This is a genomic window from Pseudomonas marincola, assembly GCF_900682675.2.
GTDB lineage: Bacteria > Pseudomonadota > Gammaproteobacteria > Pseudomonadales > Pseudomonadaceae > Aquipseudomonas > Aquipseudomonas marincola.
Genome location: NZ_LR215729.2, coordinates 814,937 through 838,933, shown reverse-complemented (window position 1 = coordinate 838,933; position 23,997 = coordinate 814,937). Strand labels below are relative to the sequence as shown.

The following is a 23,997-nucleotide window of genomic DNA, read 5'->3' as shown; positions in this document are numbered from 1 at the left end:
GAGGTCGACAATGATCAACGATCAGGAAACGCTCAATCTGCTGCTCGATAACCTGTCTCGCTTTGTCCGCGAACGCCTGATGCCGAATGAGGCTGAGGTCGCTGAAAACGATCACATCCCTGACGACATCATCGCGGACATGCGCGAGATGGGCCTGTTTGGCATGTGCCTGCCTCAGGAATACGGCGGCATGAGCCTGACCATGGAAGAGGAAGTGATGGTGGCGTTTGAGCTGGGACGCACCTCGCCGGCATTCCGCTCGTTGATCGGCACCAACAATGGCATCGGCTCGCAGGGCTTGATCATTGACGGCACCCCCGCACAAAAACAGCGCTATTTGCCGCGCATGGCCACGGGCGAATTGGTCGGCTCGTTTGCCTTGACCGAGCCGGGGTCTGGCTCAGACGCGGCCTCGTTGCGCACAACCGCCGTGCGCGACGGCGACCATTACGTGCTCAATGGCACCAAACGCTTCATCACCAATGCGCCGCAAGCGGGCATTTTCACCGTGATGGCGCGCACCAATCCAGAGATCAAAGGCGCGGGCGGTATTTCAGCGTTTATCGTCGAGGCCGGAACACCAGGCTTATCGCTGGGCAAGATTGATCAGAAGATGGGCCAGAAAGGCGCGCACACCTGCGATGTGATCTTCGAAGATTGCCGCGTGCCAGCCGAAAATCTAATTGGCGGCGTCGAAGGCGTTGGCTTCAAAACCGCGATGAAAGTGCTCGATAAAGGCCGCCTGCACATTGCTGCCGTATGCGTTGCCGCTGCGGAGCGCATGCTGAAAGACGCGCTGGATTACGCAATGGAGCGCAAACAGTTCGGCCAACCACTGGCTGAGTTCCAGTTGATTCAGGCAATGCTCGCCGACAGCCAGGCCGATATTTACGCGGCGCGCTGCATGGTGCTCGACGCGGCGCGCAAACGTGACCTCAAGCAAGATGTTTCGATGGAAGCCTCGTGCTGCAAGATGTTCGCCTCAGAGATGTGTGGCCGTGTAGCCGACCGCGCCGTGCAGATATTCGGCGGTGCCGGTTACGTCAGTGAATATGGCATTGAGCGTTTCTACCGCGACGTACGCCTGTTCCGCATTTACGAGGGCACTACGCAAATCCAGCAATTGGTGATTGCGCGAAATTTAATCCGCCGCGCGGAGCAACACTGAAATGATGTCGCTCAGCGCCAGGCTAGCGGCATTACCCAAACGACTGCACCACATAATCGCAACCCATCCGCACGCCGCACCCGCCTTGTATGAGCACGGCGAAGTGATGACTTTCGCGATGTTGCGCGACGCCGTCGAGGAACTCGCCCAGACCTTGCGCGATGAAGGTGTACGCGCTGGCGACCGCGTCATGTTGGTAGCGGAAAACAGCCGCTTGCTGGTCGCCGCCATTCTCGCGGCGAGCCAGCTCGACGCGTGGGCGGTCATCATCAATGCGCGTCTGTCTGCCGGGGAAATAGAAACGATTCGCCAGCACTGCGCGGCGCGGCGCGTGTTGTTCAGCAGCGCTGTCTCAACGGACGCAGCAGCCCATGCCGAGCGTGCAGGCGCACAGATTCGCCAATCGGCCCTGCTCGGCAGCTATCACCTTGGGCCGCTGAATGACGCATGTGCGCCGGAGCCGGTTCACGCTGATCCCGCAATGCAGGTGGCGGCAATGATCTACACCACCGGCACCACCGGCGACCCGAAAGGTGTGATGCTGACCCATCGTAATCTGATGTTCGTCGCCGATACCGCGCGCACCATGCGCAAACTCACCGAGGCCGACAGCGTGTTTGCGGTGTTGCCGTTCTCGCACGTATTCGGCTTGTCGTCGGTGTGTTTGGCCAGTTTGTACGCCGGCTGTTCGCAGCATCTGGAAGCGCGCTTTGATCCCGCCAAGATGATCCGCGCGCTGGCGAACGACAACATCAGCATGATGCTCGGCGTGCCTGCCATGTTTGCCAAGGCGTTAGAACTGGCAGACACGCAGCACATCGAACTGCGTGCCCCCACACTGCGCTTTATGTATGCAGGAGGATCGCCGCTCGACCAGACGCTGAAAGACACGGTCGAGCAACGTTTCGGCTGCGCACTGCACAACGGCTACGGATTGACCGAAAGCTCGCCGACCATCAGCCATACCCGCGTCGATCAACCGCGCCGGGATACCTCTGTCGGCCCGCCGATAGACGGCGTTGAGGTGCGCCTGCTGAATAGCCAGCGCAGCGCACCCGTTGCGCCAGGCGAAGTGGGCGAATTATGGGTACGCGGGCCGAACGTGATGAAAGGCTATTACCGCGCAGAACAGCAAACGGCCGCCGTTATCGATGCTGAGGGCTGGTTCAATACCGGCGATTTAGCCCGTGCGGACGCCGACGGTGCGCTGTTTATTGTCGGGCGCAGCAAGGAGCTAATCATCCGCTCGGGCTTCAATGTTTACCCGCCAGAAGTCGAAGCGGCGCTCAATGCCTACCCCGGCGTGGTCATGTCGGCGGTGGTCGGCCGCGCGGTGGACGGCAACGAAGAAGTGGTGGCATTCATTCAGGTGCTGGCACCCGAAACCTTCGATCTGGCGGCATTACAGGCGTTTCTCGCCGCACAACTGGCGCCGTACAAACGGCCCGGCGAGGTGCGCATTCTCAGCTCACTGCCGGCGGCGGCGAGCGGCAAAGTGCTCAAGCACCAGCTGCAAAAAATGGCGATGCACGTCTAGCCCGCCTCAGATAAACCGCCGCTGGCTGCAATGGCCAGCGGCGGCTGTGTGGATCTTACCGCCGCTCATTTCCTGTTGATCATTCATCGCACGCATAGCGCTATATGCGCGTGAGCGGGACTATTGGCAGAGGAAATCCGTATAGGCTAACCTCATTATAAATAAGGTAAACACCTTAAATAATAAAAACCCGGATAGCTGCGTATTTGCGCGCTTATAACCGCTCAGGAGATAGCCAATGTCGAAGCTGACGCACTATTACAACAATAAGATCGCGGTGGTCACCGGCGCAGGTTCAGGTATTGGCCGCGCCATCGCAGAGCAGCTCAGCGCCAACGGCAGCCGGGTGTATTGCACCGACATCAACCTCAGCGCCGCCGAGCAAACCGCCGCATCACTGACAGACGCCGTGGCGTACGCACTGGATGTAACCGATGCGGATGCAGTGGGCGCATTTGCCAATGAAGTATTCGGGCGCGAAGGCCGGGTCGATCTGCTGTTCAATAACGCCGGCGTTGGCCATGCCGGCGCGGTTATCGACACCGAGCTGGCCGACTGGAAGTGGGTAATGGAGGTAAACGTGATGGGCGTCGTGCACGGCTTGCATGCCTTTTTGCCGCGCATGCTCAGCCAAACCTCGCCCGCGCATATCATTAACACCGCATCCGGCGCCGGCATTATTCCCATGCCGCGCACCGCGCCCTACTGCGCCACCAAGCATGCAATCGTTGGCCTCTCGCAATCACTCGCAGGTGAGCTGCATGGCAGCAACGTGGGCATCACCATTCTGTGCCCGGGCACGATCAACACTGCCATTATCAAGAACACCAAAATGCGTGGCAGCAGCGCACAACAACGCCAGGCGCAGGCGGTGAATCATTACGCAGAGAAAGGCGCGTCGCCCACACAAGTGGCGCAAGACGTATTGCGCGATGTGGTCAAAGGCAAACTGTTCTGCCTGACACCAATGAAAGAAGTCGGCCTCGGCTGGATTCTGCAACGCCTGTCACCTGGCTTGATGCAACGCATCATGCGCGCCCGGATGGATCAGGTAGAAGGCGTTAATGCCACCCAGAACTGAGCGCTGCGTAAGGTGCTTTACTCAGCGGACAGAAAGGTATCTTGCGGGGCTGCATCTGCACGAATCAGGTAAGGCTCAAACAATGCAGCCATCTGTTTATAACCCCAGCTCAGGTGCTTTTTAGTCACGCGGGTAATGCCGTGGCGGGAGTGCAGGTACTCAATCCAGTAGGTCGAGATGATCCAGCTATTTTCCAGCAGCACATCAAGCTCCGCCTCGGTAGCCCGTAACTGGCCGAGGCTGATCATCTCCTGCAACTTGCGGCGGCTGCGGGCTTGAACTTGATCGGACATGTCCTGCAATTGCAGGCGCATCGCCGGCTCCATGCTGAAAATGATCATGCTGTCGCGGTAAAAAAAGCGCCACTCCCACATCAGTTCAAACCAGTGGCGCAGGTGTTGGTCCTGAGAAGCCAGCTTGAGTTGTTCGGCGGCAAACTGTTCGAACAAGGCGTTAAGAATGTCGGTTTTTTTCTTGAAGTAGTAATACAGGTTGCCTTCATTGATACCCACCGCTTCAGCAATACCTGCGGTGGTAACAGCGGCAACGCTTTTGCCATTAAACAGTTTTCGGCAGGTCGCCAGTATTTGCTCACGGGTGCTTTGACGCTTCATGGATCGGCCTTGAATCGACTACCAGACATAAGGTATGCACCTTAGCTTAAACAGTCAGAACAATGCAGCGCAACGATGCTTAAATTCATCGTAGCAATCCAGAAATGTAGGTGTCGGCAAGGCGCTTACGCATAACAAGAATGGAAGAGAGCGTATGACAGTCAAACACTTTGATGTTCTAGTTTTGGGCGCAGGGCTATCGGGAATTGGCGCGGGTTATCACCTGCAAAAAAACTGCCCGAGCAAAACCTACGCGATTCTCGAAGCACGTGAAGACCTCGGTGGCACCTGGGATTTGTTTCGCTACCCGGGCATCCGCTCTGACTCGGACATGTTCACGCTGGGCTATTCATTTCGTCCGTGGACCTCAAACAAGAGCATCGTCGATGGCAGCGAAATTCTCCAATACCTGCGCGACACCAGCCGTGAATTTGGCATCGACAGCAATATTCGCTACGGCCACCGCGTAATCGCAGCAGCGTGGTCATCGGAAGAGGCCCGCTGGACACTGGATATCGAGGTCGGCGAGCAGCGCACACCTGTCCAATACAGCTGTAACTTCTTCTACGTCTGCAGCGGTTATTACAGCTACGAGGGCGGTTACCAACCGGATTTCCCCGGGCTCGAAAACTACACCGGGCAACTGATCCATCCGCAGCAATGGCCAGAGGGCCTCGACTACAGCGGCAAGCGCATTGTGGTGATTGGCAGTGGTGCTACTGCCGTAACGTTGGTGCCTGCACTGGCGAAAAAGGCTGCGCATGTGACCATGTTGCAGCGCTCGCCCAGCTACGTGATGTCCCTGCCGGATGACGATGTGATAGCCAAAGCGATGCGCAAGGTTTTACCCAGCAGTTGGGTGCATAAAACCGTCCGTTTCAAGAACGTAATGCTCAGCACCGCGATCTACCGCTTGTTTCGCTTCAAGCCTGAATTTGCCAAACGCCTGTTGCGCAAAGGCATCGCCGCACACCTGCCGCAAGACTTTCCCATCGACACCCACTTCAAGCCCAGCTACAACCCGTGGGACCAGCGCTTGTGCCTGGTGCCTAATGGTGACTTATTCACGGCGCTGCGCGAACAGAGTGCCTCTATCGTCACCGACCGTATCAGCAGCTTTACCCCAACCGGTATCATGCTTGAGTCGGGGCAGAGTCTGGATGCCGATATTGTCGTCAGCGCCACCGGTTTGAAGCTGGTCGCCTGCGGCGGTGTGCAACTGACGGTGGATGGCGAACCGGTAACCATTGGCCAGACCTACTCTTACAAAGGTTTGATGCTCTCCGGTATTCCCAACGCTGCGGTGTGTGTGGGCTACACCAACGCCTCGTGGACGCTGCGTGCGGACTTGTCGTCTGAGTTTGTATGCCGCCTGATCAATTACATGAGCCGCAAAAATTACGACCAATGCCGGCCACAAATTGACCCGAGCGAAATGGATCAGCGGCCGTTACTGGACATGACGTCTGGCTATATTCTGCGCGCCGTGGAGCAGTTCCCAAAACAGGGCAAGCAGCAGCCGTGGCAACAGAACCAGAACTACCTGCAAGACTTGCTCAGCATGAAGTTCACCACGCTCGACGACAAAGCCCTGAAGTTTTCCCGCGCCCACGCAGCTTCCACGTCACTCAAGCAGAGCGCCTGAGCCCTTTTGCCATAACGCAGGGGCGCAGCGCCGCGCCCGCTAAACAGCGGAGAATGCAGATGACTTTTATCGAACGTGAACAATCATTGACCTCGGATGAGGTCGCGATCACTGAGTTGCAGCGCGTGTTTGCGCTACAGAAGAAAGCCTTTGTCGAACAGCCGCAGCCTGACCTCAATCAGCGCTTGGAATTGCTCGGTGCACTGGCGCATATGATGATCAGTAATCGTCTGAAAATTCAGCAGGCGCTGGTGGCAGACTTTGGCTCGCACCCGAGCCAATTTGCCGATTTGGTTGAATGCTTGGGCGTTGCCGGTCGCGTGCAATATGTGGCGAGCAACCTTGGCGAATGGATGAAACCGCAACAACGGCCCATTGAGCCGGCACTTTACGGCACGGCTAAGGCGTATGTGTTGGCGCAACCCAAGGGCGTGGTCGGCAACATGGCACCGTGGAATTTCCCCTTCGATATCGGCATTGGCCCTGTGGTTGAAATGCTCGCAGCAGGCAACCGGGCCATTATCAAACCGTCGGACCTGACGCCAGCCTGCAGCGAATTGACGCTTGAGATGATCAAGTCAACGTTTGATCTTGATCAGGTTGCGGCCATCTCCGGCGGCCTGCAATTGGCCAAGTTTTTCCCGACACTCAACTGGGACCATTTGATGTACACCGGCAGCACGGAAGTCGGCCGTTCAGTGGCAGTCAGCGCTGCACAAAACCTCGTGCCAGTCACCCTGGAGCTTGGCGGCAAATGCCCTGCCTTGGTGGCTGCCGACGGCTTGAACAGCCGAAATATTGAACAAATTGTGGGCTGTAAAACCATCAAAAGCGGACAGATGTGCGTGACAGTGGATTACGCCCTAGTGCCGGAAAACCAGCAGGAGAATTTCGTTCGCCTGGTGCAACAACACATGGATGCAACATTTACCCACGGAGCCAGCGAGGCCGACACCACCGGCATTATCAATGCCCGCCACCTGGCTCGCCTGCAAGGTTATCTGGACGATGCGCAGGCCAAAGGTGCCACCCTGATTCCCATTGGCGATGCCACGGACAAAGCGGCGCGCAAGATGCCGCTGACCTTGGTGCTCAACGTCACGGACGACATGGCGCTGATGCAAAACGAAATTTTCGGGCCGATCTTGCCGGTTAAAACCTACCGCGACATTGATCAGGCCATTGCCACAATCAACGCCGGTGAGCGCCCGCTGGGCGTTTATGTGTTCACCGACACCCCGGCAATTGCCCAGCGGGTGCTGGCGCGGACCGTGTCCGGCGGTGCCTGTGTAAATTCTGCCGCACTGCATGCCGCGATGCCTTCCCTGCCCTTCGGCGGCATCGGCAAAAGTGGCAGCGGTCGCCATCATGGCGTTGAGGGGTTCAACGAGTTCTCGAATCAACGGGCCATTTTCGAGCGCGGCGAGAATGACAACATCCGCGCCATGTTCGCCCCGTATGGTGAACTGGCCAATGGATTGATCGAAGGCGCCCTGACAGGCGAAAGTTAATCTGAGCTTGGTGCTTAAACAGGACCGCGGATAGCCCTGCGGGGCTATCCGCAATGGCTAACTGAATACCTGATCGAGCGCCGGTAAATTCCTCAAGCGCCCCAGCAGCACATCTTTGCCCCCTCTTTCGCCCGGTAAGCAGATTCATACCGGGCACTGAGGATTATCTAACCAATCAATCCTTCAGCTTTGGCCAGCGCCACCGCTTGCGTGCGGCGCTGCACACCGAGCTTGGTATTGATACGCCGGGCATGCGATTTAACTGTGTGCAGCGAGATGAACAAGGCCTCGGCTATCTGCTGGTTGGAGCAGCCCTTGGCGATCAGGTCGAGCACGGCTATTTCGCGTTTACTCAGCACCGGCACACTTGATGGCAGGGTTGTATCCACCGCCTCACTGGCGCTGATCAGGTGCTGGCGCAAGGGTTGTAACTGGCTATTGAGTAACAGCACATCTTCCAGCCATTGGGGCTGCGATTGCATGAGTTCAAGCACGGGCCGGAAGTGCTCCTGACGCTGCGCCTCAAGCAGTGCTGCGGACAACTCTTGATCCGCGCGCTGCGGCTCGCCGAGCTGTTCCAGCGCCTGTGCACAGTGCATTTGCGCCTGAGTGGCCAGGCTCAAGTGCCCGGACTCGGTGAACTCGTGCATCATCTGCTGCAAGTCGGCTAATGCTTGCGCCGTCTGGCCGGTGGCGATCCTGCCTCGCGCCTCCAGTAATCGCGACGTCGGCAATAAGTTGCAGAAACCGGAAGGCGCCAAGAACTTGTGCTCCTGCAGATGCTCACGCACTTCGGTAAACACACTCAGGGCTTTCTCGGCGTCGCCCAGATGCAGCCAGAGTTGGCCCTTGGCCAGGCTCAAGGCTTCGTGATAACGCATGCGCGGCACCCGATACGCCTGCATCTTCTGCTCGGCGTTACGCAGATGCTGCTGCGCGGCCTCAAAGTGACCTTCCTGCAAACACAACTCTGCCAGGCCGATATGGCCATGCAACGAGTAGGCATCTTCACAGGTTTCAGCCTCTTGTATGCCTGCTTCAAAGGCCTCGCGCGCCAGCATCCGCTCGCCCCGTCCGGCATGCAGCAGGCCGCGCAAGAGCAACAACCGGGCATAGACCGGGCCGCGCATACCGCCGTCCTTCAAGAGCTGCACGGCATATTCAGTGCGTTCTTTGGCAACCTGGCGCTGGCCGCGCATGATCAGCAAATGCACTTGATCAATGGTAAGCAGCGCATCAAACAGGATGTTGCGGTGCTCACGCGCCAGTTTCAGCCCCTGGTTGCAATGCTCTTCAGCCAGCGCCAGATTTTGCTCTGCGCCCGCCTGCTGGGTGAGCGCCTGATGACACAGAACCTGCTGCGACCAGCCCCGCTCATCCAGTTTGCTCAGCGCTTCAAGGCAATGCTGGCGCGCACTGGCAAGGCCGCGCTGACGGTGCAACACGCCCATGATGACCTGATAATTGGCCAGCAGCAGTTGTTGGCGCTTGGCCGATGGCTGCGGCATGTAGCGCGCCAGCTCATCAATGCAGTCCTCGACTTCATCAAGGCGGGTACAAATGATCAGCGCCCAGGCTTGCAGAATAATCAGGTGCGGAGTGCTGGCAAACAAGCTCGCCGGCAGTTCTTCACGCCAGTGCAACAGCTGAGAAACACTCTGACCAATCAACAGCTGATCTTCACCGTAGCGCTGCAAATAGCTGGCAGCCGTTTCCGGCTGATCCGCACACAAGGCATGCTCCACGGCATCACGCACTTCACCGCGCTGGGCAAACCACTGGCACGCCAGAATGTGCTGATGCAACGGCGGCAGACATTGCGGGAGTAGCTTGAGCTGTTTGGCAAAGGCTGGCGACAGGCAATACCACTCACCTTGCTCATCCAGCTGGGACAAGAACAGCTGGTGCTGACGCAATTGCTCGATAACCTGAGCGCCGTCGTGGACTTCAAGCATGTGCTGGCAAAGTGCGGCCGAGAATCGCGGTATATGCGCAAGGATCAGCACCACTTCGCGCAATTCGTCGGACAACTCATCGAGCACTTCGCGCTGGATGTATTCGAGTAACAGTGCTGAGCCCGCCTCAAGGCGCTGGCCCAGCTCGGACATATTGCCCTCGATCAGGTGCAGGCAAATGCCCGCGAGCCAACCCTCGGTGGACTGATGCAACTGGATAGCCAACGGGCTCGGCAATGGGGCTTTGAGCTGCTGCAAGTAACCCGACAATTCATCACTGCTCAGCGCCAGTGCCTGCGCATTACGCTCTTGGATTGCGCCCTGCAACAGCAGCCGCGGCAGATGCCATTCAGGCCGCCTGCGCCCGGCGATCCACCAGCGCAGTGTGTGCGGTGAGCGCTCAAGCAAATGATCGAGGCAGGCGTCCAGCTCAGCACAAGGCTGACGCGGGTAATCATCGAGAATGATCCACACCGGCTGCTGCACCAGCCGGCCAATCAGCAGGCTCAGCTCTGTCGCCGCATCGCCCTCGCCGACCGGCAGATGCAATGAGGCCGCCAGACGGGCAAGCAAATCTTCAGGTGTAAGGGTGTGGCCGAGTAAATCAAGCCAGACAATACGCGTGGCCATACTGGCTTGGCGTACGCATTCATTGAGCAGCACGCTCTTGCCATAACCGGCCGGCGCGCAGATAAGAGTGACGCGGCTGTCTTCGCCTACAAGGCTTTCAACCAGACGAGGACGCGCAACATGATTGGCGGGTAGTCGCGGCAAGCTGACATCCAGCGCTCGCACACGCGATCCGGGTAACGCACGAACATTGTCGTGCATGGTCTGGCCTCTCTCTTATTAGTATAAGGCCTGCACCCATCCCCTCAGGTACAGGCTGATATTCGTGGAAAGGCGGCTCTGAGGCCGCCTTTCGTTGTGCTACTGGTAACTCACTACGATCAACGTACCCCGGCGTTACGCAATGCGGCTGGGGTGAAGTCAGCAGCGCTGGCTTTAACACCGAACTGCACGAACTCTTTCTCTTCGTTGCTCATGCCAGTGACAATGTAGCGGCCAGCGATGAGATCGTACAAGCCCTCAAATGCAAAAGCTGGAACCTCGCGCTGATAATACTGCATCATCATCGCCTGACCGACGCGCCACAGCTGGCCGCGACCGTCGTACAAGTCAGAGAGTACGATGGTCCAGGAGTCCTCATCCATGAAGAAGGTGCGCTTGGCGTAGATATTCCGCTCACCGGACTTCAACGTCGCCTGCACTTCCCATACACGGTGCAACTCATAACGCGCCAGATCCTGGTTGGAGTGGCCTGCCAAGAGCAGATCCTTGTACTTCAGCGACGGGCTGGCAATGCGGTAGTTGTTGTACGGGATGTACATTTCGCGCTTGCCCACCAGTTTCCAGTCGTAACGATCTGGCGCACCGTTGTACATGTCGAAGTTATCCGAAGTGCGCAAGCCGTCAGCCGCCGTACCCGGACCGTCATACGCTACCTGTGGAGCACGGCGAACGCGGCGCTGACCGGCGTTATAGATCCACGCAGAGCGCGGGTCCTTAACCTGATCAAGCGAGTCATGCACCAGCAACACGTTACCGGCCAGACGCGACGGTGCAGTGATGCGCTGCTTGAAGAACAGCAAGGCGTTGGATGCGCGCTCTGGCGCCAGGTCCGGCATGAAGTCCGGGAAAGCCACTTCATCCTCGAAATTTACCGCTGTGAACGAGCCGTTAGTTTGTGGCGCAGCCTGGATGTACAGACGCTTGAGGTTGCCCCCGCGATAACGGGTGGTGTGGTTCCAGACAGCTTCAACCCCGCTTTGCGGAATCGGGAACGGATAATAACGGCTTTCGGTAAAGTTCTTCAGGCCGTTGCCACCCTCGACCAGCGTGGTTTTGGCAGCACTGATCTTGGCCCTTTCCTGAATATCCTTGGGCACCGTGGCCGTACGATGGGTCTCGAAAACCGGCATTTTGAACGTATCAGGATAACGCTTGAGCATCGCAATCATGCCCGGCGACAGCTTGTCCTTATACTGGTCCATGTTTTGCGCAGTGATAATGAACTTGGGCTTTTCGTTCGGGAACGGATCACCCAAAAAGCCGTTACTGGTCACTGGCGCCGCGTCTACCGGCAGGCCGCCAGTCCAGGCAGGAATGGTGCCATCGGCGTTACCGGCCATTTCGCCACCCAACGGGGTCAGGCTGGTGCCCAGCTTTGCGACTTCCGACGCAGGTACTGCGGCCATGACGCTGCTGGCTAGCAACGAGAAGGTGAGCGCAGTAATCAGTTTACTTGTTGTTTTCATATGACTGATTCTCCGTACTGACATTATTAGAAGTTAACGCCAAAGCTGAGCGCGACGAAGTCACGGTCAGTTGCAACGTTGTAAGAGCCGCCGAAGAATTCGGTCACGTTCAGGCTCGCCGTGTAGGTGTTCTGGTACTCAGCATCCAATCCGAAACTGACAGCCTTGGACCCTTCGTTGAAGGTCGGGCCATAGCCCTGAACGTCATGCGAGAAGGCCATGTTCGGCTTCAGGTTGATCCCGGCGAATACGTCGTTGTAGTCAAGCACACCGCGGGCGCGATAGCCCCATGACGAACTGGTGAAGAAGCCGTGCGAACCATAACGCTCATCAGCCAGCGCATTTTCTGGCACGCCGAAGGTCGCATCACGGCCGAAGCGGTTACCCACCTCATTGGTCATGCCGCCTACGCGGGTATAGCCAACTTCACCCACCAGGGTTAAGCGACTGGCGCCGAGAATCTGGTCGAAGAAGTGCACGAAGGTGGTTTGCGCCTGAGTCACCTCTTTACGCTGATAACCATGGGTTTCCAGCCCGGCAGTTGCCAAAGCGCCAGCTACGCCACCGGTGGTGAGCCCGCCAACGACCGTAGTCGCAAGATTTGGCGTCAGGTCAGTGGTGTTGGTTTGCAGCGGCATGTTCGGCCGGTAGCTCACCTCACCCGACCATGAGGTCCCTGTCGGCAAGGTTGTGGCGAAGCTCAAACCGTAAAGACGAATGTCTTCCGGATACTCAAGGAAGTAGGTGCCCCGACCAATCAGCAGTGCCTGCGCACCCAGAGCGCCCGCAGGCCCCTGCAGCGATTGCAAGGCGGCGCCAATACCGGCGCGGTCAGTATTCTGCATGCTGACGATTGGCGTGCGGCTGTGGTAGTTCATGAAGTAGGCACCGTACTCGGTGTCATCCCCCAACCAGCGCAATGCCATACCCCACTGGCCATCATCGCGTGCGTCACGGTCCCCACCGCGCGGCAGCAGCAAGCCTTCATTTTCAACCGTTACGCCAGGCAATAAACCTGCGCCGGAAGCACCTTGCAACGCAGCGATAGAGTTTGGATCGAGAATGTTGTAGTTGGTGTTACAGCCATCGGCCGCTACGTCGGTAGTCGCGAAGAAGGTTCCGCAGTTATCGAGAATCGTCTGATCCCACTCCAACTGATAAAACGCTTCAGCCGAGAGATTTTCCGTGATGCTCTGTGACAGATAGAACATGTTGACCGGGATCAGACCTTCCTTGATTTCGGCCCCCGGACGACGAAATGCGGAGACATCGATCGGGTTGATCGAGTTGATGCTGTTACCGATGAAGGTACTTTCACCCCAACTGACAACCTGCTTACCCAGACGCACACTGCCCGGCACATCTCCGATCGAGTAGTTGTGATAAACAAAGGCATCGAGGATCTCTGCGCCGGACGACTGCGCGCTGACTTTACGGTTGTGATCGTCGATGTCCTTGAACTCGCGCCCTTCATCCTTCAGTTCGAAGTCGTACCAGTACTTGCCGCGAACAAACACCCCGGTGTCGCCGTATCTCAGCTCCAGGTCGTGAATACCCTTGAAAATTTTCGAGAAGGTTTTGTTCTTTTTGAAGTTCAGACGACCGTCATCGTTTGTCTGAGTAAATGCAGTACCGCCATTGGCCATACCGATCAGCTCATTGTCCGGATCTTCTGTCGACCAACTGGCCCCTACCGACAGCGAGGAGTCAAACTGCCCCTCAAGCTCACCGATATTGAAGTTGAGTGCGTGGGCTGGAGCGGCAACACTCATTGCGATAGCGACTGCGAGGGCGTGCGGACTTAATACCCCGGGCCATGTTGTTTTTGTCATACGGCTCTCCTTGGATGTGGGTGTAGCTGGCAACGACATTAGCACGCAGAACTAGTCGTTTCGGCCCACAAAAGGAGGAATTTGCAGCTTTAGCTCGAAAGTATGAATACCCTTCTAGAACGACCTTCATAGCGCATTAACACGCAAATGAATGATCCATCATTAACCATAAATACATGCCATGACCACGCGCAAATCGAGGGATTAGTTTTTAAGGTAAACACCTGAATACAAGCGCTGAAAGTGGCGTGTTTAAGCGGTACAGGCAATGCTGCTCATACAACTCGAATCGCCTGCTGGCGATGCTGTTAAAACAGCTGTCCAAGTGCCTTTAATCCGTTATCACTGCCACGCCTAAAAAACGCTGAAGATGGACAGCTACTCACACTGATCGGGCAGCAATACTGTGAAATAGCAACCGCCCCGCTGCCCGCAATATCGCCCCAACAGCGCCTGCAAAAAACCTGATCCAGCACGGCAAAGTCAGGAATATCGCGGCCTCCAGCGGCTCTGAGACACTGAAAAAAACTGTTACTTTTTTTCCTGTTGTGGTTTTTAAACGAAACAACTGCATGGCAATTAGCGCCCCTGAGCTGCCTCAAATAGCCATTGGCGGCGCCCTTTACAGGGCTTAAGCTGCGCACTTTTAACTGCCCAGAGCCGAAAAAATGGAGTTCACCGAGATCGCTTTGCTGATTGCAGCGGGTTTTGCTGCTGGCGGTATGAATGCGCTGGCGGGCGGCGGCACATTTTTCTCTTTCCCGGCCCTGCTCGCCACGGGTTTACCACCTGTGACGGCCAACGCAACGAATGCAGTGGCGCTGTGGCCGGCAAGCGTGGCCGCTGCGTGGGCAGCTCGAAGCACGTTGCGGCCACTGGGTAAGTATCTGTTGCCATTACTGCTGGCAGGATTCGCCGGCGGCTTGCTCGGCGGCCTGTTGCTGTTACTCGGTGGTGATGAGATTTTCCGTGGGCTCATTCCGTGGCTGTTACTCGCCGCTACAGTGTTGTTTGCCGCCAGCCCAAGCCTGAGTCGCGCACTCGCGGCCAGGCGTAAAGAAGCAGCACAACCGCCGCATTCACCGCTGTCTCTGGCCGCGCATGGATTGGTGTCGGTTTATGGCGGTTACTTCGGTGCGGGCATGGGCATTTTGCAGTTGGCGGCATTCTCGATTGAGGGCCATCCGCTGGCTCGCAGTAATGCCCTGAAAAACCTGATCTCGGCGGTCATATACAGCGTTGCCACTGCAACGTTCATTGTGGCGGGCCGCGTGAGCTGGACTGAACTGCTGATACTCCTCTCCGGCGCCACGCTCGGTGGCTATGCTGGCGGCGCCTTGGGCCAGCGCCTGCCGCCCAAATTTTTACGCCTGCTGGTGTTGGCGGTCGGCGCGGGCATGACGGTTTATTATTTCTGGGCGACTTACTTCAAGCACTGAGGTCGCGGCTGGCGCGCCGATTTGCCCGAAAGCCTCGGCTCTGCTAGTGTCGCGAGCGATATTCGCCCGTTGATTTCCCGCCGAGAATGCCCTAAATGGCCCGCAAAAAAGCATCACTCGACTTCGAGCAGTCGCTAACCGACCTGCAAACGCTGGTAGAACGCCTGGAAAATGGCGAGCTGAGCCTCGAAGATTCGCTTACCGCATTCGAGCAGGGCATTCGCCTGACTCGCGATTGCCAGGCCGCGCTGGCTTCGGCCGAGCAGAAAGTAAAGATCCTGCTTGAGCGCGACGGCGAGTTGGAGGAAGCCCCTTTCGACGCGGACCAACAAGCATGATTGCGGCCTATCAGGCCACGTGCCAACAGCGTGTCGACCAAGCACTTGAGCAATTATTCCAGGCCCCGCAGGCCGATCTGCAGCGTTTGTATCAGGCCATGCGCTACAGCGTAACCAATGGCGGCAAACGCGTGCGCCCGCTGCTGGTTTACGCCGCGTGTGAAGCGCTCGGTGGCGACCCGGCTAAAGCCAATGGCGCAGCCTGTGCGGTCGAATTGATTCACGCCTATTCACTGGTGCATGACGACTTGCCGGCAATGGACGATGACGATCTGCGTCGCGGCCAGCCGACCACCCACATCGCCTTTGACGAAGCCTGCGCAATTCTCGCTGGCGATGGCCTGCAAAGCCTGGCCTTTGATGTTATCAGCGACCCGGAACTTAACCCGCACAGCGCTGAGTTGCGCCTGCAGATGCTCAACCGTCTGGCCAAAGCGGCCGGGCCTGCGGGCATGGTTGGCGGGCAGGCGATTGATCTCGGCTCGGTCGGGCGCAAGCTCGATCAGGCTGCGCTTGAGAATATGCACCGGCACAAGACCGGCGCCCTGATCGAGGCCAGCGTGGCCCTTGGCGCACTCGCCAGCGGCGTTGCCAGCAGCCAGAATTTAAGCGCATTGCAGCAATACGCCCAAGCCATCGGCCTGGCGTTTCAGGTGCAGGACGATATTCTCGATGTCGAGAGCGATACCGCCACGCTGGGTAAAACCCAGGGCAAGGATCAGGCTCACGACAAGCCAACATATCCGGCGCTGCTGGGCATGCAAGCGGCTAAAGCCTACGCGTTAGAATTGCGCGATCAGGCGCTGGCAGCGCTGCAGGATTTTGGCGCAACGGCGCAACCGCTGCGTGAGCTGGCCGAATTCATCGTCGCCCGCCGCAGCTGATCATCACTCAAACTGATAGCAATAAGTACGTCGAGGTAAACCTTGGTTTACCTCAAAGGGTGAGCGCCTAAGATATCTGCAGAATAAAAACTGCGGAGCTTCCATGCCTTTCACCTCACTGCTGATTGCCAACCGTGGCGAGATCGCCATTCGTATCGCCAGAGCTGCCGCCGAGCTGGGCATCCGCACAGTCGCGGTGTATGCCGAGGATGACGCCGACTCATTGCATGTGCGCCGCGCCGATCACGCAGTGGCACTTAAAGGCCGTGGCGTAAGCGCGTATCTCGACATCCCCCAGCTTTTGCAAATCGCCCGCGCAGAAGGCTGCGATACGGTTCATCCCGGCTACGGTTTTTTAGCCGAGAACGCGCAGTTTGCCCGCGCCTCCAGCGAGGCAGACGTGCTGATGATCGGTCCCGGCGCTGAGATTCTCGAGTGTTTTGGCGACAAGGCTCAGGCCCGCCAACTCGCCGAACGTTGCGCGGTGCCATTGGTACGAGGCAGCGCCGCAGGGATTAGCCTTGAGCAGGCGCGTGAGTTCATGCACAGCCTCGGGGCTGGTGCAGCGATCATGCTCAAGGCTGTGGCTGGCGGCGGTGGTCGCGGCATGCGCGTGGTGCTCGACGCCGCACAGCTGCCCGCCAGTTTCGAGCAATGTCAGGGCGAGGCACGCAATGCATTCGGCAACGGCGAGCTGTACGCCGAACAGTTGATTAGCAATGCCCGGCATATCGAAGTGCAAATCATCGGTGACCAGCAGGGCAACGTCAGCCACTTGTGGGAGCGCGACTGCAGCCTGCAACGCCGCCAGCAAAAACTCATCGAAATTGCGCCCAGCCCAAACCTGCCAGAGACCGCGCGTACCGCCATTATCGAGGCCGCTCTCACCCTCGCCCGCGCAGTGGATTATCAGGGTGTTGGCACCTTCGAATTCTTGCTGGATGCCGATAACCCTCAGTGCTTCTACTTCATGGAAGCCAACCCGCGCATTCAGGTCGAACACACCGTCACTGAGCAAATAACCGGCATCGACTTGCTGCAAACCCAACTGCAATTGGCAGCCGGCGCCAGCCTTGCGCAACTGGGCCTGAGCACGCCACCGCCAATCAACGGTTGCGCCGTGCAACTGCGGATCAACCTTGAGCGCCAACAGGCCGACGGCAGCACCCAACCGGCCAGCGGCACTATCACAGCTTACGAACCCGCAAGCGGTCCGGGTTTGCGGGTGGACGGTTATGGCTACAGCGGTTATCGGGTCAATGCCAGTTATGACTCGTTACTGGCAAAACTGATTGTTCATGCAGGCGACTACGCCACTGCCTTGAATCGCGCCTATCGCGCGCTTTGCGAATTCCGCCTGGAAGGTGTGAGCCACAACATCGCCCTGCTGCAAAGCCTGATCCGCTTGCCGGAAGTCGCAGCCGATCAGCTCGACACCCGATTCGTCGAGCGGCACATGGCACGTCTGCTCGAGGCCAGCCATGCACACCGCAACATGAGTTTCAGCCTGGCCGACTCCAGCGAGAGCCACGTTCAAGCAACAGCCGAGATACCCGCCGGTTGCGTCTCGATTAACGCCAGCAGTGCGGGCGTGTTGGTCACCCTCGCTGTGCACGAAGGCGATGCAATCGCTCAAGGCCAGGAGATTGGCGTGCTGGAGGCGATGAAAATGCAGTTTGTGATCAAGGCAGAACACAGCGGTGTCGTGGTCAGGCAGCTAGCCGATCAGGGCGACTTTATCGACAGCGGCCAGGCGTTGCTGGTTATCGAGCCGGCCGAGATTTTCGGCGCAGCCTACCACAGCGAAGAAAGCGTCGACCTTGAGCATATTCGCGCCGACCTTGCCGAAGTACTCGAGCGCCACGCAATCACCACCGACGCAAGACGCCCCAGCGCGGTCGCCAAACGGCGCAAGACCGGACAACGCACCGCCCGCGAGAACCTCGATGATCTGCTCGACGCCAACAGTTTCATTGAGTACGGCGCGCTGGCAATTGCCGCGCAGCGTCGTCGTCGCTCGCTTGATGAGTTGATCGAACAAAGCCCGGCCGATGGCCTGATTGCAGGCTTGGGCACAGTCAATGCGCAGCTGTTCGACGAGCAGGCGGCGCGTTGCATGGCCATTGCCTACGACTACACGGTATTTGCCGGTACGCAGGGGGTGATGAATCACAAGAAGACCGACCGCATGCTGCAACTGGCCGAGCAATGGCGCGTGCCGCTGGTGTTATTTGCCGAAGGCGGCGGCGGGCGGCCCGGCGACACCGATTTTGTGGGCGTTGCCGGTCTCGACTGTCACACTTTTGTCGGCATGGCCAAACTCTCCGGCTTGGTGCCGTTGGTGGGCGTGGTGGCCGGACGCTGCTTTGCCGGTAACGCCGCGCTGCTCGGCTGCTGCGATGTGATTATCGCCACCCGCGATGCCAGTATCGGCATGGCCGGCCCGGCGATGATCGAAGGTGGCGGTCTGGGCAGTTTCACCCCCGAACAAGTCGGCCCAAGCTCAGTGCAAGCGCCTAACGGGGTGATTGATGTACTGGTCGCCGATGAGGCCGCGGCAGTGGCCGCCGCCAAACAATACCTGAGTTATTTCCAGGGCCCGGTGGCAGATTGGCAATGTGCGGATCAACGCCAACTACGCAGCTTGATTCCGGAAAATCGCCTGCGCGTCTATGACATTCACCGGGTTATCAGCACCCTGGCTGACACCAACTCGGTACTCGAACTGCGCAGCCAGTTTGCGCCGGGCATGATTACCGCTTTTGTGCGCATCGAAGGCAAGCCCTTCGGTTTGCTGGCCAATAACCCGGCGCATCTGGGCGGCGCGATTGACGCGGCGGCAGGCGATAAAGCCGCACGCTTCATGCAACTCTGTGACGCCTTCGACATCCCGCTGGTTTCGTTGTGCGACACTCCTGGCTTCATGGTTGGCCCGCAGGCCGAGAAGCAAGCCACGGTGCGCCATGTTTCGCGCATGTTTGTTGCCGCCGCAAGCCTCAGCGTGCCGTTCTTCACGGTGGTTCTGCGCAAGGGCTACGGCCTCGGCGCGCAAGCGATGGCAGCCGGCAGCTTCCATTCACCGCTGTTCACCATCGGCTGGCCCAGCGGCGAATTCGGCGCCATGGGCCTGGAAGGCGCGGTAAGGCTAGGGTTCAGCAAGGAGCTGGCAGCACTGCAAGACCCGGCAGAGCGCCAGCAACTGTTCGATAAACTGGTGGCCAAGGCCTACGAGAATGGCAAAGGCATCAACATGGCCAGTTTTCTTGAAATTGATGCCGTGATCGACCCGCAAGAAACCCGGCATTGGTTAATCCGCGGCCTCAACTCAACAGCGCCTGCACCGGTACGGGCAGGCAAAAAGCGCGGATTTATCGACACGTGGTAGCCACTGTCCGCGGCATTTGGTCGCTGATTTACAGCTTTAACCGACGCGGGCAACGTTACTGCTTAAAGCTTTGCCCGTGTTTCGGGTAAACTGGTGCATCTTTATGCATTTGAACTGATTCGCCTGATGCCGACGACTTTTCATGAGATTCCCCGCGAGCGTCCGCTGACGCCGTTACTAGACCGTGCGAGCACGCCAGATCAACTGCGCCGCTTAGGTGAAGCTGAGCTGGAAACGCTGGCGGACGAACTGCGCCAGTACCTGCTCTACACCGTCGGCCAGACTGGCGGGCACTTCGGTGCAGGCCTCGGCGTGATCGAACTGACTGTCGCTCTGCATTACGTTTTCGACACCCCCGATGACCGGCTGGTCTGGGACGTGGGCCATCAGGCGTATCCGCATAAAATTCTCACCGGGCGTCGTGAGCAGATGTCGACCTTGCGCCAGAAAGACGGAGTTGCCGCCTTTCCACGTCGCAGTGAAAGCCCGTACGACACCTTCGGCGTCGGCCATTCCAGCACCTCGATCAGCGCGGCAATGGGCATGGCTCTCGGTGCCAAGCTGCAAGGCAGCAAGCGCAAGAGTGTTGCGGTCATCGGCGACGGCGCATTGACTGCGGGCATGGCGTTCGAAGCACTCAACCACGCGTCCGATCTGAAGACCGACATGCTGGTTATCCTCAACGATAACGACATGTCGATCTCGCGCAATGTCGGCGGCCTGTCCAACTATCTGGCCAAGCTGCTTTCCAGCCGCACTTACGCGAGCATGCGTGAAGGCAGCAAGAAAGTGCTGTCACGTCTGCCCGGCGCTTGGGAAATTGCCCGCAAAACCGAAGAGCACGCCAAAGGCATGCTGGTTCCCGGTACGTTGTTTGAAGAGTTGGGCTGGAACTATATCGGCCCGATTGATGGCCACGATTTGCCAACACTGCTGGCAACCCTGCGCAACATGCGCGATCTGGAAGGCCCGCAGTTTCTCCACGTCATCACTAAAAAAGGCAAAGGTTTCTCGCCTGCCGAAGCCGACCCGATTGGCTACCACGCGATTACCAAGCTCGACCCGATCAACGCGCCCGTGGTGCCAAAGAAGCCATCCGGCCCCAAATACTCCAGTGTATTTGGCCAGTGGTTGTGCGACATGGCCGAGGCCGATCCGTTGCTGGTGGGAATTACCCCGGCAATGAAAGAAGGCTCCGATCTGATCGCCTTCAGCGAGCGCTTCCCCGAGCGCTACATGGACGTGGCAATTGCCGAACAGCACGCGGTAACGCTGGCTGCCGGCCTTGCCTGCGAAGGTGCCAAGCCGGTTGTGGCGATTTACTCGACCTTCCTGCAGCGCGCCTACGACCAACTGATTCACGATGTCGCGGTACAGCACCTCGACGTACTGTTCGCCATCGACCGCGCCGGACTGGTCGGTGAAGACGGCCCGACTCACGCTGGCAGCTTTGATATCTCGTTCCTGCGTTGCATTCCCGGCATGTTGATCATGACCCCGAGCGACGAGAACGAGATGCGCCGCATGCTCACCACCGGCTACCGTTTCAACGGCCCGGCAACGGTGCGCTACCCACGTGGCACCGGCCCGAATGCAACGATTGAAGCCGGCCTTGAGCCGCTCGAAATCGGCAAGGGCATCGTCCGCCGCAAAGGCCAGAACGTAGCGATGCTGGTGTTCGGCGTGCAACTGGCCGACGCCCTGCAAGCGGCTGAAAAACTCGATGCAACAGTCGTCGACATGCGCTTTGTGAAGCCACTGGACGAAGCATTGGTGCGCGAAATGGCCAGCCAGCATGAGCTACTGGTAAGCATCGAAGAAAATACCATTATGGGCGGCGCCGGCAGCGCGGTCAGCGAGTTCCTGGCCGACGCCAATCTGCGCACCCCCATACTGCATCTGGGCTTGCCCGACTATTACGTCGAGCACGCCAAGCCTGCACAAATGCTCGCCGAGTGCGGGCTGGACAGCGCAGGAATCGAGGCGTCGATCACTCAGCGCCTGAACCTGCTCAATCCGCAAGACTGAAGATTACTGCTTGAATTTCACCACTGCTGACTAAACCCGGCAGTGGTTTTTTATTGATTGGCCGAGGTCGCTGCAAGCCGCAAGGCTCAGCGTGAAAAGGGAATCAGGTGCGTCTTTGACAATGCCTGTGCTGCCCCCGCAACGGTAACCGACAGTGCGATGCGAACGCTTCATAGCGCCGCGTTGCACAGCGTTTTTCGAGAGACCACTGGGCATTGCCCGGGAAGGTGAAAAACTCATGTCGGCAGCCCGGAGACCTGCCTCGGAACAATTTCTGACTGGTGTTGCGGAGGGCATCACCGTCAAGTGCGTGCTTGCGTGTGCACTTGCCCCTGCCCTCCTCAAAAGCATTCTACTTTTGAGGATTTACATGAAACTTTCCCGTCTTACTCTGGCTATCGCACTGGCGCCCTGCCTGGCCAATGCCGCCGACTCAACTGATGTCTATCAAGCCTCGCCGCTAGTTGTTACTTCGGGCCGCCAGGCTGAACCTGTGGCCAAAGCCACGGCGGCAACCAGCGTGTTCGAGCGCAAAGACATCGAGCGCCTGCAAGTGCGCAGCGTCGCCGAGTTGCTGGAGCGCGTGCCCGGCGTCAACTTCAGCCACACAGGTGGAGCCGGCAGCCAGACCGGACTGTTCCTGCGCGGCACCTCGACCGCGCAAACCCTGATTCTGGTAGATGGCCAGCGCATCGCATCAGCCTCCAGCGGCACCAGCAGCTTGGAGTTTTTAAGCCCGGATCAGATCGAGCGCATTGAAGTGGTACGTGGCGCCCGCTCGGCGCTGTATGGCAGCGACGCAATCGGCGGCGTCATTCAGATCTTCACCCGCAAAGGCGACGGTCAGGGCCTTAAGCCAACCATGCGCTTTGGCATCGGCAGCGACAGTACTTACGAGCGCAGCCTCGGGCTCTCCGGTGGCGATGGCCAGACTCAATTCAACCTTGGCGCGGCACTGGACGAAACCCAGGGCATTGATGCAACCCGCGATGCTTATGGGGCCAACGGTGATGAAGACGCCTACCGCAATCGCTCACTGAGCCTGAACGTGTCGCACCAGTTCAACGATCAGGTCGAAGCCGGATTCAGCGTGCTTGATCAGCGCGGCCAGTCCGAGTTCGATGATGTATTCGGCACCTCGTTGCCGACCGTGGATTTTCAGGTCAGCAGCATTTCGGGCTACCTCGATGCCACGGTTAATGACGTCTGGAGTAACCGCCTCGAAGTCGGCCACAGCGAAGACAAGCGCGACACCAGCAACGACCTGACCAACTTCGGTGACAGCCAGTTCTTCACCTACCGGGACTCGGCAAACTGGGTCAACACCCTGCAACTGACCAGCAATCAGCAGGTGTTGCTAGGCCTGGACTGGTACGAAGACCGCCTGCATACCGACGACAGTGTCGATTTTGTCGAAGACTCACGCTGGAACCGCGCCGCCTTTATCCAGCATCGCTACACCGCCGAAAAGTTCTCGACCGAGCTTGGCCTGCGCCACGACGACAACCAGCAGTTCGGCAGCGAGAACACCTGGAACGCCGCGCTGACAGTGCCGATGAATGAGCGCAACGAGGTGATTCTGAGCTACAGCGAAGGCTTCCGCGCGCCCACCTTCAACGACCTGTATTACCCGGACTTCTGCTCCGGCGGTTTCTGTTTCGCCAGCGCCAACCCGGATCTCAAGCCGGAAACCTCGAAGAGCTACGAAGTGCAATGGCGCAGCCGTTTCGGCACCAGCAGCGAACTGCAAATGTCGCTGTACCGTACCGACCTGAAAGACGCGATTGTGCTGGATCAGAACTTTATTCCGCAGAACACCCAACGCGCGCGCATCAACGGATTCGAGACGTCACTCAAGCAAGAGTGGTTTGGCTGGCAGAGCAATCTGGCACTGTCATTGATTGACCCGCGTGACCGTGAAACTGGGCACACCTTGCCGCGACGCGCTAAACGCACGCTGAGCCTGGACCTTGATCGCCAGTTTGGTGATTTCAGCGTCGGAACAAATCTGCGCGCCGTGAGCGGGCGTTTCGATGACGCAGCCAACACCATCGAGTTGGGCGGCTACGGGCTGGTGGATTTGCGCGGCAGCTGGCAAGCCAGTCGGGAAGTGAGCTTCGATCTCAAGCTCAACAACCTGTTCGACAAGGACTACAGCGACGCCACTTACAGCACACCCAACGGTCGTTACGGCTACAACACCGAAGGGCGCACGGCCTTGTTTGCTGTGACCTGGACGCCGGAAATCTAAGGGTTGTAAAC

The 23,997-nt window shown here is 58.3% G+C and carries 14 protein-coding genes, 2 pseudogenes and 1 riboswitch; of the genes and pseudogenes, 11 read left to right on the top strand and 5 right to left on the bottom strand.

Annotation, left to right across the window (positions count from 1 at the left end; all coding sequences use genetic code 11):
• Positions 1–10 precede the first annotated feature (10 nt).
• The 3 genes from PMYSY11_RS03775 (at position 11) to PMYSY11_RS03765 (ending at position 3,786) form a co-directional block, all read left to right on the top strand.
• Positions 11–1,168, top strand: coding sequence for an acyl-CoA dehydrogenase family protein (locus PMYSY11_RS03775; protein ID WP_150548350.1), 1,158 nt, complete (start codon positions 11–13; stop codon positions 1,166–1,168).
• 1 nt (position 1,169) lies between these two features.
• The gene (locus tag PMYSY11_RS03770; protein ID WP_150548349.1) at positions 1,170–2,705 is read left to right on the top strand and encodes a class I adenylate-forming enzyme family protein; all 1,536 of its coding nucleotides are present in this window, start codon (positions 1,170–1,172) and stop codon (positions 2,703–2,705) included.
• A 238-nt stretch (positions 2,706–2,943) separates the two neighbouring features.
• The gene (locus tag PMYSY11_RS03765; RefSeq protein WP_090515003.1) at positions 2,944–3,786 is read left to right on the top strand and encodes an SDR family NAD(P)-dependent oxidoreductase; all 843 of its coding nucleotides are present in this window, start codon (positions 2,944–2,946) and stop codon (positions 3,784–3,786) included.
• 17 nt (positions 3,787–3,803) lie between these two features.
• Here the strand turns inward: PMYSY11_RS03765 and PMYSY11_RS03760 are convergent, their stop codons facing one another.
• The gene (locus PMYSY11_RS03760) at positions 3,804–4,400 is read right to left on the bottom strand and encodes a TetR/AcrR family transcriptional regulator (protein ID WP_090515006.1); all 597 of its coding nucleotides are present in this window, start codon (positions 4,398–4,400) and stop codon (positions 3,804–3,806) included.
• Positions 4,401–4,554: 154 nt separating this feature from the next.
• Here PMYSY11_RS03760 and PMYSY11_RS03755 point away from each other — a divergent pair, with 154 nt between their 5' ends.
• Positions 4,555–6,045 (top strand): flavin-containing monooxygenase, encoded by a 1,491-nt coding sequence (locus PMYSY11_RS03755; protein ID WP_150548348.1) that lies wholly within the window; start codon positions 4,555–4,557, stop codon positions 6,043–6,045.
• Positions 6,046–6,104: 59 nt separating this feature from the next.
• Positions 6,105–7,556, top strand: coding sequence for an aldehyde dehydrogenase family protein (locus tag PMYSY11_RS03750; RefSeq protein ID WP_150548347.1), 1,452 nt, complete (start codon positions 6,105–6,107; stop codon positions 7,554–7,556).
• Positions 7,557–7,723: 167 nt separating this feature from the next.
• On the opposite strand, the pseudogene PMYSY11_RS22065 reads toward PMYSY11_RS03750, so the two are convergent.
• From PMYSY11_RS22065 to PMYSY11_RS03735, 4 genes and pseudogenes are all read right to left on the bottom strand, one after another.
• A pseudogene (locus tag PMYSY11_RS22065) lies at positions 7,724–7,912 on the bottom strand (response regulator transcription factor); the annotation flags it as partial.
• 144 nt (positions 7,913–8,056) lie between these two features.
• A pseudogene (locus PMYSY11_RS22180) lies at positions 8,057–9,664 on the bottom strand (winged helix-turn-helix domain-containing protein); the annotation flags it as partial.
• A gap of 797 nt (positions 9,665–10,461) precedes the next feature.
• Positions 10,462–11,829 (bottom strand): DUF1329 domain-containing protein, encoded by a 1,368-nt coding sequence (locus PMYSY11_RS03740; RefSeq protein WP_069902012.1) that lies wholly within the window; start codon positions 11,827–11,829, stop codon positions 10,462–10,464.
• A 26-nt stretch (positions 11,830–11,855) separates the two neighbouring features.
• The gene (locus PMYSY11_RS03735; RefSeq protein WP_090515014.1) at positions 11,856–13,661 is read right to left on the bottom strand and encodes a DUF1302 domain-containing protein; all 1,806 of its coding nucleotides are present in this window, start codon (positions 13,659–13,661) and stop codon (positions 11,856–11,858) included.
• A 668-nt stretch (positions 13,662–14,329) separates the two neighbouring features.
• Between PMYSY11_RS03735 and PMYSY11_RS03730 the strand changes: the two genes are divergently transcribed.
• The 6 genes from PMYSY11_RS03730 to PMYSY11_RS03705 all read left to right on the top strand — a co-directional run bounded on the left by PMYSY11_RS03730 (position 14,330) and on the right by PMYSY11_RS03705 (position 23,986).
• The gene (locus PMYSY11_RS03730; protein WP_150548345.1) at positions 14,330–15,100 is read left to right on the top strand and encodes a sulfite exporter TauE/SafE family protein; all 771 of its coding nucleotides are present in this window, start codon (positions 14,330–14,332) and stop codon (positions 15,098–15,100) included.
• Positions 15,101–15,195: 95 nt separating this feature from the next.
• Positions 15,196–15,438 carry an exodeoxyribonuclease VII small subunit gene (locus tag PMYSY11_RS03725; RefSeq protein WP_069902009.1) on the top strand — a complete coding sequence of 81 codons (243 nt, stop codon included), beginning with the start codon at positions 15,196–15,198 and terminating at the stop codon, positions 15,436–15,438.
• The gene (gene ispA / locus PMYSY11_RS03720) at positions 15,435–16,322 is read left to right on the top strand and encodes a (2E,6E)-farnesyl diphosphate synthase (protein WP_090515018.1); all 888 of its coding nucleotides are present in this window, start codon (positions 15,435–15,437) and stop codon (positions 16,320–16,322) included. Before PMYSY11_RS03725 ends, ispA begins: the two co-directional genes overlap by 4 nt.
• 103 nt (positions 16,323–16,425) lie before the next feature.
• A complete protein-coding gene (locus PMYSY11_RS03715; protein WP_150548344.1) occupies positions 16,426–19,707 on the top strand; it encodes an acetyl-CoA carboxylase family protein in 3,282 nt (1,093 codons plus the stop codon).
• A 126-nt stretch (positions 19,708–19,833) separates the two neighbouring features.
• Positions 19,834–21,735 (top strand): 1-deoxy-D-xylulose-5-phosphate synthase, encoded by a 1,902-nt coding sequence (gene dxs, locus PMYSY11_RS03710; protein ID WP_150548343.1) that lies wholly within the window; start codon positions 19,834–19,836, stop codon positions 21,733–21,735.
• A gap of 48 nt (positions 21,736–21,783) precedes the next feature.
• Positions 21,784–22,014, top strand: a riboswitch (cobalamin riboswitch).
• Positions 22,015–22,105: 91 nt separating this feature from the next.
• Positions 22,106–23,986: a TonB-dependent receptor domain-containing protein gene (locus PMYSY11_RS03705; RefSeq protein ID WP_150548342.1), complete on the top strand. Its 1,881-nt coding sequence runs from the start codon at positions 22,106–22,108 to the stop codon at positions 23,984–23,986.
• Positions 23,987–23,997 lie beyond the last annotated feature (11 nt).

What these genes read in the sequence shown, in the direction of transcription:
- PMYSY11_RS03730 (WP_150548345.1), top strand. Translation starts at nt 14,330, where the DNA reads ATGGAGTTCACCGAGATCGCTTTGCTGATTGCAGCGGGTTTTGCTGCT.
- PMYSY11_RS03740 (WP_069902012.1), bottom strand. Translation starts at nt 11,829, where the DNA reads ATGAAAACAACAAGTAAACTGATTACTGCGCTCACCTTCTCGTTGCTA.
- PMYSY11_RS03715 (WP_150548344.1), top strand. Translation starts at nt 16,426, where the DNA reads ATGCCTTTCACCTCACTGCTGATTGCCAACCGTGGCGAGATCGCCATT.
- PMYSY11_RS03725 (WP_069902009.1), top strand. Translation starts at nt 15,196, where the DNA reads ATGGCCCGCAAAAAAGCATCACTCGACTTCGAGCAGTCGCTAACCGAC.
- PMYSY11_RS03770 (WP_150548349.1), top strand. Translation starts at nt 1,170, where the DNA reads ATGATGTCGCTCAGCGCCAGGCTAGCGGCATTACCCAAACGACTGCAC.
- dxs (WP_150548343.1), top strand. Translation starts at nt 19,834, where the DNA reads ATGCCGACGACTTTTCATGAGATTCCCCGCGAGCGTCCGCTGACGCCG.
- PMYSY11_RS03775 (WP_150548350.1), top strand. Translation starts at nt 11, where the DNA reads ATGATCAACGATCAGGAAACGCTCAATCTGCTGCTCGATAACCTGTCT.
- PMYSY11_RS03755 (WP_150548348.1), top strand. Translation starts at nt 4,555, where the DNA reads ATGACAGTCAAACACTTTGATGTTCTAGTTTTGGGCGCAGGGCTATCG.
- PMYSY11_RS03750 (WP_150548347.1), top strand. Translation starts at nt 6,105, where the DNA reads ATGACTTTTATCGAACGTGAACAATCATTGACCTCGGATGAGGTCGCG.
- PMYSY11_RS03760 (WP_090515006.1), bottom strand. Translation starts at nt 4,400, where the DNA reads ATGAAGCGTCAAAGCACCCGTGAGCAAATACTGGCGACCTGCCGAAAA.
- PMYSY11_RS03735 (WP_090515014.1), bottom strand. Translation starts at nt 13,661, where the DNA reads ATGACAAAAACAACATGGCCCGGGGTATTAAGTCCGCACGCCCTCGCA.
- PMYSY11_RS03705 (WP_150548342.1), top strand. Translation starts at nt 22,106, where the DNA reads ATGAAACTTTCCCGTCTTACTCTGGCTATCGCACTGGCGCCCTGCCTG.
- ispA (WP_090515018.1), top strand. Translation starts at nt 15,435, where the DNA reads ATGATTGCGGCCTATCAGGCCACGTGCCAACAGCGTGTCGACCAAGCA.
- PMYSY11_RS03765 (WP_090515003.1), top strand. Translation starts at nt 2,944, where the DNA reads ATGTCGAAGCTGACGCACTATTACAACAATAAGATCGCGGTGGTCACC.